The sequence below is a fragment of the Paenibacillus sp. J22FR83 genome, assembly GCF_059691955.1.
Map to the genome: position 1 here is coordinate 17854 of NZ_JCAUAM010000012.1, position 12999 is coordinate 30852.

Annotated in this window: 6 protein-coding genes and 1 pseudogene; all 7 read right to left on the reverse strand. The window is 47.7% G+C overall.

The genetic code is table 11. The annotated features are described in order from the left end of the window. Positions 1-148 precede the first annotated feature (148 nt). A pseudogene (locus tag AC58PV_RS21485) lies at positions 149-337 on the reverse strand (IclR family transcriptional regulator domain-containing protein); the annotation flags it as partial. 32 nt (positions 338-369) lie between these two features. After that, positions 370-762, reverse strand: coding sequence for a RidA family protein (locus AC58PV_RS21490; protein WP_497434462.1), 393 nt, complete (start codon positions 760-762; stop codon positions 370-372). A 238-nt stretch (positions 763-1000) separates the two neighbouring features. Next, complete coding sequence (locus AC58PV_RS21495) at positions 1001-8749, reverse strand: S-layer homology domain-containing protein (protein WP_497434463.1); 7749 nt, start codon at positions 8747-8749, stop codon at positions 1001-1003. 32 nt (positions 8750-8781) lie between these two features. Continuing rightward, the gene (locus AC58PV_RS21500) at positions 8782-9147 is read right to left on the reverse strand and encodes a cytochrome-c oxidase (RefSeq protein ID WP_497434465.1); all 366 of its coding nucleotides are present in this window, start codon (positions 9145-9147) and stop codon (positions 8782-8784) included. 38 nt (positions 9148-9185) lie between these two features. Further along, positions 9186-9938 carry an SDR family oxidoreductase gene (locus AC58PV_RS21505; RefSeq protein WP_497434466.1) on the reverse strand — a complete coding sequence of 251 codons (753 nt, stop codon included), beginning with the start codon at positions 9936-9938 and terminating at the stop codon, positions 9186-9188. A 58-nt stretch (positions 9939-9996) separates the two neighbouring features. After that, positions 9997-10452, reverse strand: a complete 456-nt coding sequence (locus tag AC58PV_RS21510; RefSeq protein ID WP_497434467.1) for a DUF2269 family protein — start codon at positions 10450-10452, stop codon at positions 9997-9999. Positions 10453-10938: 486 nt separating this feature from the next. After that, on the reverse strand, positions 10939-12993 hold the full coding sequence (locus tag AC58PV_RS21515) for a LuxR C-terminal-related transcriptional regulator (protein ID WP_497434469.1): 2055 nt from the start codon (positions 12991-12993) through the stop codon (positions 10939-10941). Between the last annotated feature and the right edge of the window lie 6 nt (positions 12994-12999).

The following is a 12999-nucleotide window of genomic DNA, read 5'->3' on the forward strand; positions in this document are numbered from 1 at the left end:
TCCGTTCTGTTGCCAAACTGCGGTATGCCTTTTGTTTTACCTGTCATAAATAAAAGGGAGGCTCCATGCCTCCCTTATCTCTCAACTCTATTTTGCCGCTAAGTTCAATGTTATTTATTTCCTGATGTACGTCTGCTAAGATCAAAGATTATTGATAGCCTAATTTCTGAGAAATCCGACTAGCCGCAGCTTGAATGCTCTGAGCGATAATTAAGAGCTGCTCGTCTGGGAATCGGTGCCTCGCTCCTGATAAGCTGATGGCACCCTCAACCTGTCTAAACATATTGAAAACAGGCGCGGCAATACAACGTGCCCCCTGCACAATTTCTTCACGATCTACAGCAAAGCCTTATCACTGAACCAGCATATCTATGCTTGAACCCGTTTAGATGGGGCATAAGCAATCACATCGATCTCCACCAAATAAATTCCCATATCAACGGGGGCTGTGGTACGAGCAGGATACGGTTGCTTGAAGATTTCTGAATACGCTTGGTTATAACCAGGGAAATCCTGCGTACGACTTACAAAGGCATTGGACTTAATCACGTGATCCAAGGTTAATTCTTCTGCTGCGAGTATTATCTCGATATTACGCAGGCATTGGCGTGTCTGCTCTTCAATCGAATTACCCACAATCTCCCCAGTAGTTGGATCTACGCCTACCTGTCCCGATACATATACGAAATCTCCCGAACGAACTGCGTGTGAGAATGGCAACGGAAACTGCGGAGCTTCTGGTACGTTTTTAGCTATTGACATGGTGCATGTTCCTCTCTTTGGTTAAATTTATGGTTAGATTTAGATAATTCATCTCACGATAAGATAAAGTGAAACCAATGTTTCACTTTTATGTTACAGCAAGATTCCCTATTTTGTAAACACTGATTTTACCAACACGCGGCTTAGGCGAACACCAACAAAACCCAATCCGATTAGGAATGGGTTTTGAATGGTTTTACTCATGAGGCACAACGCTCATTTACAGCTTTCACATCGCCTACCAACGGAGACTGCTGCACAATTTCGTCTTAATGGAAGCTTCTGCTTTCATACCGCTTTTCTTAAACAAATCTTTGATTTTCTTCTGCAAATCAGCTTCTTTGCCCTTCACTGCCGACTTCTTAGGCTTAAGTAAATCAACACGGAAAGGTCCCGCTTCCGCCCTCAAAATAGCCCCATCCGTTCGGCACTTGGTATCTAAATCCTGGCCCCATTTGTACCCTGCCTGTAAATTTCCGATCCCAGCCGTAAGTTTGGCCATTGCCTCCAGGGAGAGCTCATTCTTGGCAATATCCTCGAATGGCGAGATTTCAAGTCCAAGCCCTACACCAAACCCAGTGTCCCCGCAGGAAGATACGCCTTCTTCCGTGACGCACACTTTACCACCAATTCCAACAACGGCATACACAGATGCTCCCACACAGAATTGTCCGCAAGGATCCCGGAACATGATCGGGTTGTTATTGACATAGGTATACATATTTGTTTGACCGCTTTCGAGAAGTATGGGATCACGTGCTGTCCATCGGCCCGAAAGGGAATCATAGTCACGGAATCCAAAGCGTACAAGTCCCGTATCCCAATCCTCCAAACCGCCGGCATAACCAATTAGCAGCTCAAATGCCGAATCTGAATCGGATTGCAACACACCATAGCTGTCATAACGTAGTTCCTTCACCACTGCACCGTTCTCATCCATCACCAATTGCGGAGTGCCTACAGCGTCAGTCACCACATAATAACGCTTCCCGCCACGTTCTAGCGCGATCAGCAGCCCCATCTCATTATAGGAATAGATCGTCGGCTGTCCGCTTGCATCTATGGATGCCGTCATTAATTGCAGAGATTGGGGATTGCCATATACAAATTGTGTCTTGCGTCCCATAATGTCTTCCTTCGCCACTCTGCGGCCAAGGCCGTCATACGTGTACTTGTACGTGCCATTCGCCATACCGTTCATATACGTAGCGCTCGTCACTGTTGCTTCCAGCAACTCGCCTCGTACACCGTAGCTGAACGCATCCGATCCCCGTTGCGTGAGAAAGCCGTCTACATCGAAGCTGTAGGCAAGTGCTCCCACACGCTCCAACACATCGTGCTCTCCGTAAGCACTAACCACTTGTGCAGCACCATTCACCTGACTTGTGATCCGATTTTTATTGGCATCATAGCTGTACGCTTCCGTAACCGTTATGCCTCCCGGCTCTGTCTGAGTCATGCCAATCAGCTGTCCATCCAGATCGTAGTCATAATGCGTGTTCTCTCTGCCTTTCGCGGAATCGACGATGATGTCGGTCACGAAACCTCTCTTATCATACGTGTAGCCTGCCTTATATACTTGGATTCCCTTCAATACATAAGTGACACTGTCGATTTTGCCATACCTGTCGTAAGCGACTTGAATGTCCATCTTGCCATCTGCTATCGAGCTGACTGCCTTCAACGGACCACCACGATTGAATTGGAAAGCGCCAAACTTCGTGAGATTATCTTCGTTATCGTATTGGAATGGTGTGTTATACACTACGCCACCGACCGTCATGGCCATATTCGTCATGTTGAAGAAATCATCATAGGTATAACTAAACAAAGCGTTGGTTTTGCCTGTCAGCACCATTGATTTCATGTTCTCGCCTGTATAATCATAGGCAATCTTTTGTTGTCTAGTGCTGTCTGAAGACATCACACTTTCAATGCTTTGAGCCAAATCCGACTGACCCACGTAAGTAAACGTTCGCTGTATATCCCCATCGTTGATGCCAATAGGCCTCTTGCCTCCGTTTGATTCTAACACGTGGTCTATGACTCGACCGCTGCCCATCGTCGTATTTACTAGATTACGACCGTTATCATACTGAGGATTGTACCAAAGCCCAGAATTTTCTGGACCAAAGCCATCGAACTGACCTAATTTATTATATTGCTGCTCATACTTTGAACCGTCCGGCAACGTGATTCCTGTTAAACTGCCATGATCATCGTATCCTTTGCGATACACTTTATTGCCTGGCGTTGTAACAGAGACAATCCGCCCTGCAGCGTCATATTCGTAGGTCTTCGCGTTTCCGAAGGCGTCGGACTCCTTCTCAATTAAATTTTGAGCATTATACGTGTAACTAACCCATTTCTCACCTTGTTGGACCCGTTCCATCCGCCCCATAGTATCGTAGAAGGATTCAATTGGGAAGAGGTTGGTTCCCGGCCATGCCACTTTAATGATCCGGTCTTTTCCATCGAGATAGGTTTCCGTTTTGGTGCCTTCAGCTGTTGTTTCCGTGAATTTACGATTTGCCGCGTCGTATTGAATCGTGAACACATCACCGTTCAATGTATGCTTGACCGTATACGATACCAACTCGTTGTTATTATTTGTTACTGCGGAACGTTCTTCCTTAAGTGTAGTTACTTTACCGTCAGGAGAAGTGTAAGTCAGTTCCGAAACAAACGGTGTATTTTTGCCAAAACGTGAATCCGTCCCGAACTTCTTACTGATCTTAGTACCGTCCGGTAGTACTGCCATTTCACTCTGCTCATCAATCTTCTCTGTGATCGTTGTGGCCCCGTTCGAATCTGTCAACGTATACAGTGTTTTACCGTCCGTCACCACGGTCTCATACGTCGTAGTACGATTGCTTGGATCCGTAAAGATAACACGAGAACCTTTGTCGATGATCGATTTGTTCAGCGTTTTGACACCCCCCTCTGGATTGGTCGCCTTCACCAACAGCCCGCTGTCATCGTAGTCGTACTTGCTCACACCTTGCACGGGATCCGTATACTCGGTGAGCAGTCCTCCTTCATATTGCATCCGATAAGTTTCGCTTGCCGGGTTGGTAATAGAGCTAAGTTCCCCGCTGCTATCCACCTCCAAGATCGTTCGTTGCCCACCTGGCGCGACAATCGCTGTTGGCTTCCCTTGCGTATCACGCTCGATGCGCGTCAGATTTCCACTGCGATCCGAAATCGATAAGAGGCGTCCGTCATTATCATAAGAGAATGCTTTCAGCTTAGCACCGGACAGGGCACTTTCATTATGCAGGATCTTTCCGGTTGTTAAATCAAATACATTAACTGACAAGCCATCCTCCTCTGGAATATCGACTTGCTGGAGCTTAGACTTATCAACCCGGTAGATGCCGGAACCCACATACAGATAACTGCCGTTATAGTCTATCGCTGCTAATGAAAGATAAGCTTTAGACGTTGCTCTAGCATGCTCGAGGCTAACTTCCTCTATAAGGCCATCCTTCACCTTGTATAGCTTTTCTTGTTCCCAGCTGTTTTTCAATGCTGTGAACATGATGTTTCCTTCCCCATCAATGTACATCTTCAGCATATAAAATAACGCTTTATCAGCAACCAAACCATGATTAATCTCGGAACTGCCCGTATACGTATTTGGTGATTTTCCCGCTATCTTGGTTATTACACCATTCGCATTTATTTTCCTTATTCTTGAAGCATACTGCATGTGATTAAAGTTATCATAAATACGATCATGAATATAAACAGATCCATCCGGTCCTGCTAGGACCGATACCGCCTCGCCAATTGTATTCTTATTAGCCTTTCCGCTGTCTGCCCCTTCACCGCTGCCCATGAACTGAACGCGGCCGTCAGCGCAAATCCGATAAAAAATATTTTGCCGAGAAATAGGGTTGTGCCCTGACACATATAAGGTTCCATCGGACGCTGCAGCCATGCTGTAGACCGTATACAAATTCAATTCTACGGCTTTATCCCCATCGATAATATCGCTGTTGACAGCATTACCTGTTCCCGCAAAAACCGACCAATGCGTCTCGTCTGATTTTTTGAGGTAAATCTGCTTCTTCGTTGGTGAGAACCGATACACGTTCCCAAGGGTGTCTGAACTTACCAACATGTAACTTTCAGCTGGAAATTCTTCACTCTTCTGAAAGCTTCCATCGTGATTGAGACGTGCAACGATTTGAGGATACCAGCCATTCTTAAGGCCTCCGGTTGCTGTAAAATATACGGAATTTCCAGGTCCAGGCGTAATGATTTGATTATCGGGACGGTAAACATCTCCAAGACCAGAGAGATCCAGCTTATTCAAGCTTATATGAGACACAGTCTTCTTATTTCGGTCTCCTTCATACATGGTATTCTCTTCGAAACTAAGCATATGATGAGCATCTAAACTCCACCCAGCGATTCCCACCTGCTCAAACGGATTGTTGGGACTTTCCAAGGAGCCGTACCAGACGCGTGAAATGGGTATTGTTGTTGTCTCTCTCAGCCCTCCGATTATGACTCCTGAACCGCTAAGCCGTCCAAAGCTCTGTTGGAAATCACTTGAAGCTGCATAATATTGAAGGTTGTAGTTATTAGATACAGTAATTTTATAAGGATGTGAGCCGATCAGCTTCCGTGCGTAAGCATCGATGCCATCCCACTGAAACGTATGGGTGACATTAGGAGCCGGGTTGAAGGTTTTCCTGTACGATTTACCTCCGATTTCGACTGTGACCGTCATGGAACGCAGCGAACTAGGAACGGAGTCTCCACTAACTGGTATCGTAAGCTTCGACCTGCTCTTGTACCCCGGGGTTCTCGTACTGCTATAATTCAGGTTCATTCCTGTACCTTCAATCGGAATCGCTTGCCCTAAGCTTTGATTCTGGCAGCCAATGATGGATCCAGCTTGTTCACAAGGGTCCAACTCCTCATCCTCACTATTCGGGTCCTTGTCAACAGGAGGCTCTGCATCAGGAGGTGGACCATATGGCCAATTGCAATCCCAAGGAGTGAAGTGTTCAATTGGCACCCGCCAGAAGCTTTGTCCAGCTGTGAACATAACAGCTAACTGTTGTCTTTCCTTGTCCGTAAATCCAAGGACCGCTAGTTTATCTGCGCTGTCAATCGCTCCATCCCCATCCGAATCGATGGCGGCAATTCCCTCGTCAACACTTAGGATGCGGATGACCTTTCCGTTGTCAGACGCAATCCAACGTCCAGCTTCACGGTCGTAATAACCCATGGGTACAGTCTCACCGACTGGGAATTCCAAGTAATTTTCCACATAATAAAATAAGGGTTGATTAAAACGAACCTCAGTTGCTCCCGCTTGCACAGCCTCATCAGCAGACAGTTCAACGGCATGGGTATAACCGACAAAATCAGGAAGATCACCTGGCATCGCACTCATCCCATTCTCCCCGACAGTGTATTCTGTCGCACGAAGGTGGATTTCAGCCAGCGGCACGCTCGATCCATCCGGCAACGTCATAGATGCCGACGTCCCCTCTGGAAAAATTACCGTAGGCTGCCTAGTACCATCTGCATCAGTTACTTGGGAACCTTGGGCCGCTTGAACATGCCCAGCCGTATTCAAATCAACAACAGTTACCATGGTGTCGTATTGGTTCAGCACCACATCCGGCAGTGTCTCGTATCTCCCGGCAATTACGGTTACTTTACGCTGAACAGGCATGTATCCCTCTTTGGTTAATGCAATCGTCAGGACGCCGCCACCGTTTACTGCTAGATCAAACATCCCGTCGGCACGGCTCTTCGTTACGCCCAACTCATTATGGTCAAGAATGTTAATAAGTACGCCTGCCATTGGCTGGTGGGCTGAGTCCAGCACTTGGCCACGGACAACAGATACGAGACTAGCTTCTATTGCTCCTTCAGCGACCCCCGTCTGCACCGGCTCGCTTCCCGCATACAGAAACTCAACTGTGGAATGGAAGGTTGGCAGCGCAGTCGTCGGTATTTGCGTAGCTACTTCAACAGGATCCGGCGTACCACTCGACGCTTTCGGCGTAAGCGTGATCGGGACGGATCGGTCCGAGCGTTGGCCGGCCGAATCCGTCGCTGTCACGGTGAAACTATATGCCGTGCCATTAGTCAAGCCTGTAACGGAAGCTTCCGTCACTTTGCCCAATTGAGGGCCGTTCATCCAGGAAACACCGTTGTCTGAGGAATAGTGAATCTCATAACCCGCTAGGTTAACCTCGCTGTTCGCCAACCATTGTAACGTAACCAATGTATTACCAGCCTTACCTGTTAGGCCTGAAGGTGCAGCAGGTTTCGTCTCTACTGGAGGAGCTTGCGGTGTCGCGCTTACTTCGGCAGACTTCACAGACTCGTTACCTGATGTATCCACCGCTGTGATCGCGAATAGATACGTCACCCCGTTCGTGAGTCCACTCACCGAATACGTTGTCACGCTTCCCCCAGCTACGTTGGCTCTTGAGGTCCAATTTGCACCATTGTCAGTCGACGCATACACCTTATACCCCATTAGATCGCTCTCGGTGTTCGCTGCCCAGCTTAAACTCACCGCACTATCGCCAGCTGTGCTGGTCAAAGCGACTGGAGCATTCGGCGGAGTCGTATCACGGTTCCCATTGTTATTTCCCGAGCCTGATCCTCCGCCACCCCCACTGCCTCCTCCAACGCTAACAGGCCGTGCGCCATCAATTGAAACATGACCTATCGTTAACGTTTGTCCTGCACCTAATGATGTAAACGTCTGGAGGGCGTCATATTTATGACAGCTGCAGTCTGTTAACTGAGATTGTTCCGAATCCAGCAGCGACAAACCTGGATACGTTGAGGAGCTCGCTCCATAAATAGCCGCAGTTCCTCCGCCTTCTGCGGCGATTCGCGACAGGCTCGCATCCTCAACAAGTGTCAACCGATACGTCTTATCTGGCAGCACATTAGCGCGAAACGTACCATCCAAACCCGTGACTGCATAGAACGTTGGGTTCGTCGTAAACGATAGGAAAGCCCCAACTGCTGGCTTGCCGTCCACACCCAGAACGGTTCCTTCGATTTGCGCGGATGGCTGAGCTGTAAGTGCCAGTTCCGTTCGTCCCTTCTCATACACGATAGACTGATAACCTGCATATCCTTCTTTCACGACATGTACATCGTAATCTCCATAAGGAATCGAAGCCGCCCAAGCACCTTGATCATTCGTACGTCCCCAAGCCTTGTACATCCGCTTCCCTTTCTCCTGAATGAACACATCCGCACCTTGCAATAGCGATCCATCCGTTTGGCTGACCTTAATCGAAAGCGTTGCAGCTGTAACCTCACCATCTTCGCTCGCAAGCTTCTTAGCCCGGTGAAGAATAACAGCCACTTCCGCCCTCGTGATGTTTCGGTTCCCTTGGAAGGTGTTATCCTCATAACCTTGCATGATGCCTGCTTCGACCAATGCAGCAACGGCTGCCTGCGCCCACACGGGAATCAAACTCTTGTCACGTAAGGTTAACGATCCGGCGGCTGACTGCTGCACCACCCGGTTCAGCATCACCGCTGACTCTTGGCGGGTAACTTCAGCTGCTGGTCTGAATTGGCCTGCTTCATTACCTTGAACAATACTTAGACGTGCTGCTCGGGAAACCTCCTCCGCAAACCATTCTTGCCCAACGTCTGAGAAAACTGGAGCTTGCGTATCCGGCAGTTTAATAGCAGTTGACTGCACGAAACGAAGCAGCATTACAGCGATTTCCGCCCGTGTAACCGTACGTTCCGCTCTAAATGTGCCATCCTCATATCCTTGGATAACACCAAGCTTAGTCATCTCGGCGACCGACTCTTTGGCCCACTCGGGTATATGCTCTTCCGACTTCTGTATACTTAAACCGACATCACTGGCCATGACTCCCTCAACTCCATAAGGAGGGAATACCTGAAGACATATGGACAAGGTAAGCAGCATAGCACTCAGCTTTTTCGTCAATCGTTTATTCATCAAACTCATTTAAACACCACCTCACTAGCGTCAATCTGGGTCTATCTCATATAATGTATCGCATTCATAAACAATAGTATGGCTCCCACCACAACGAAAGTGCCACCCAGTGACGTTGCGATGATGAATCCTGGGTTTTCCGTATAGAGTAATCCAGCGAGTCCGGCCATCATGAGCGGAATCCCGATCATATGCAGCCAATAATGCGTCTTGCCTAGCAAGGAATTCCCTGCAGCGGGAAACAGATGATACAGGATACCGCCAATCGCCATGGACACCCATCCCAATAAATTAATGTGCGCATGCACGGGCGAAAACGTATAAACTTTCGATATGGACATCGCCATTCCCATAACCACGCCAATAACAAAATATAATGTAGACCAGACTATCATTCTCCTTGCCATATTCATCCACCCTTTTTGGTTGTTATCTCTTATCCGACCTACCCCATCTTGATGCCACCGTTCACACTTGTACATGTACCCGTAAGGAAACGACTTTCCTCACTAGCTAAAAAAGCAATCACACCTGCCACATCATCAGGAACAGCCACTCTCTGGAGAGGTGTCATCGCAGCAAGCTGCTGCTTAACGGATTCAGGCGTAACACTTGAAGCATCTGTTTGGACGAGTCCAGGCGAGACCACATTGGCCGTTATTCCATAGGGAGCATTCTCCAAAGCTACGTATTTGGCAAACGCATTTAATGCTGATTTGGCCGTACCATGCGCCCCCATATAAGGCAGAGGTCCATCCGCAGCATCACTGGAAATATAAATAATTCTTCCATAATGTCTAGCGGCCATCCCAGGTACAATCGCTTGTGTCAGTGTAAAATTCGCCTTCATCTCATCATTGAGCTTCTGAGCAAACTCCTCCCATAGCATCCCGATCAGCGGTTTCATGACGAAGTTCATATGAGCATTGCTAACCAGAATATCGATGTCTCCAAGTGTCGATTGAATGCGAGTTACAACCTCTTTCACCTGTTCCGCATCGCGCACGTCAGCCCTAGCGAGCATGGCTTCCCCGCCAGCGTTGCGAATCTGATCTACGATTGCCTGCGCAGCCGCCTCTTGCTGAATATAATTTACGGCAACCTTAGCCCCCTGCTTTGCAAGCATTAGAGCTGCAGCCGCTCCTATTCCTCGAGCCCCTCCCGATACGAAAGCTACTTTTCCAACTAAATTTGTCATATATATTTCCTCCTAGGATTAGATGTGCTGTTCTTCCTGAAATCATCATCTGTTTCGTTTACATGGGTTTAACAATCATTAGAATAATTAATACCGTACCCAAGATGGAGGCTGTGTTGTAAAGCTTATTGGCTTTGGCAAGCAGAACCCCCTTCTTAGCAACTGTATCTGGAGCAAGTGATTTACTTTCCTCCTCGCTCAGCCATTGATTCAATTGACCCATGACAGGTGTCAGCATCCCGACCACTACAACCTGAATAATCACATACAGGACAAGTGAGCCTAGAATCCACAAATCCGAGAACTCCCACCCTGTCAAAGCAACGAGGGCTATACCTGTAACGACAGCAAGCGTACCGCCAATTTTGGGGAAATAGTTGAGTTGCTGAAATAGTGCCAGGGATTGTCGAAGCTGCTCATTGTTCTGACTCTTTCTCAGTAAAATATGACCAAAGTAAGTTGGTCCAATGCCAAGAATTGCTGACACGATATGAATTAAAACTAACCATTTCATAGTAATCCTCCATCTTTCTTCCTATTCGTCTAACCTTTAGAGCTTTGGTCGGTTGCAGGCCATCCTGCACCCACCCCCTTTCATTCAACCACCTTAGCCAATCAGCTCACTTACCAAGTAATTTATCATGGCTATTCTGATTTCTAAATTATACGAACGTATAATATCCGACTTATACGCGGGCGAAGCGATCCCCAACAGAACCCAAAAGACCGTCAGGGAAGTTGATCCTGATGGCCTTTTTAATTGGAAAATGTACAGCTATTTATGAGTAATTTCCTCGTATATTCGATTTAACTGTAGACTCCAGTTATTCGCCTCTGACTGACAGTCTCCTGAGTCAAAGGGATAGTGAGAATAGCCTAGCCAATACAGCTTTAGTGGCTCTCAGGACCTCAAAATTATCCAAAAAGCCCACACCGCAAACGGTGTGGGCTTCATGAACGTATAAATTCCTAAAACGGTCTTGTTTCGTCCGTCAGCTTACTAGCTTATTAACGGATTACTCGCTAATAGCTTGATCAATTGGGTCCTTCCCTTCACAGAGAGCTTGCTGTAGATAGAACTCACATGCTTCTTAACTGTAATTTCACTGACATACAGCACCCTGGCGATTTCCAAATTGGTCAATCCATCGAGAACAAGCGCAACAACTTCCCGTTCCCGCTTCGTCAGCTGCAAATCCTGTCCACTGGATACTACTTGCAGCTCATCGGGGAACCCGCCTCTTTTTAATAAAAATCGTAGAAATGCCTCCAGCTTATCCCCGCGGGTATCGAGCACGAAGGTCGGGGTTGGTGTCTTGTCATCATAATTCTGATGGATAATCCCCGGTGCCAATTGAAATCCGAGATTCAAATGCGCATCATAAAAAAATCCCAAAGGAGGCGGGGACGTAATAAATATACCGCCTGAACACATATACGAGAACATCAAATACATCGTCTCAATGACCATATCTGAATTTTGCCAATCTACATAATCAATTGTTCGTATAAACCATCCAGCCTTGTCAGGAGGTTCAACCTCCAAAAGTGCGATTTCATCTTGCGACAGGGAGGATAAATAAGGTTTCGCGAACGGATCATCCAGCAGAACAGGCAACGTCGACTTGTCTATAGGAACGATTACAGCAAGACCTACCACTCTTCCATCAGCGGAACGAAGATGCATGGCCGCTTGTTGATCAAGCTGGACCCACGTACGTAAATCCAAATGCTTGATTGTAAGCGTCATATCCTCCTTCCCGACGAACTCATCGTAGGACTCATCCGTTTCTGGATCCATCCCAGCGAGTGTTAGCGGAGTCGCTTCATCCAGCCTTAACCGCATATAAGCTTCGCCTTCGTGGAGATTAGCTAACGTTAATGGCTCCCATGTATATTGACCTCTGGCATAAGATTGAATGAGTGCTCGAATGACCGGTATGCCCGTATAGTAAAAAAGCTCGCCAACCTCCCAATCGGTTCTCCGGTAAGGTGCGGAATGACGAATCCGTGCCGCATAATATTGCGCCGCTCGTCCCCGAAGTCGTTCAAAATAAACCGGGGTTCGCTCCTCCAGTTGCTTGCGCATCGCGAGCCGCATTAAGTCGTGGAGCATCCAGCCTCGTTCTGTCTTACGCACAAAAGATAACGAAATCAGATGACTGAATGTTTCGTCATCTACTTCTTGATCCATAATCATTTGCAGAACCTCGCGATTAATACGTAGCAAGACGCCCGCCGCCTCTACCACTTTGCGTAGATGAGCGTCAGGTACTTCGCGTAACCACGCCTTGGCTAGGTGATCAAACCATCCAGTATCTTCCGTTGATGTGTGGATCCAATCCACATTGGGATTAACATCCGCCGCCAGTGAAAGCGCTAGTGGGTGACCGCCTGTTTTAAAGCAGATCCGTTCGATTTGTTGAACTTCCGTAATGCCACATTGCTGCAGATAAACCGCACTTTCTGAATGAGTTAAATTCCCGAGCGGCATGAATAGTAAGCGCTCCCGAATAGCGGGTGAAACGACCCATGTCCCCTTCAGTTTATATCGGCCCGCGATCAGCAGCAGCATGTTGTTTGGCAGCCATTTAATAAAGTGATCCCGCAGCCAGCCGTCCAATTCACCCATTTCTTCATAGGTGTCTAACGCCAGAACGATCTTCACTTCCGCCGCTAACTGGTTAAGCTTGGCCAAGCAGGCTTCCACCGGATTCCGGTGCAATATCCGCTCACCAGGAGACAGTTGCATAAGCAGCTCACGGCACAACAAATCACCCTTATGATTAAAGTCACGGCTGTCTAGATACAGCATGATAATCCCTGCCCGCTGCGCCTGTCTGCGAAACGAATCAAGAAGAAAGCTTTTTCCAACACCTGCCGTGCCGTATATGTTCCAGATGGTCTTGCCGTCTACGGCACCCTCCGTGATACTGCGTCCAAAAAGTTCAAGCTGCTCACTCCGACCTCCAATAAACTGATCCTGGCGCTCATCGATCATACTCATTGTTGTCACGTGAGAACTTGAAATCGGTGCTTCCTTTTCATTTGCCATGATCAC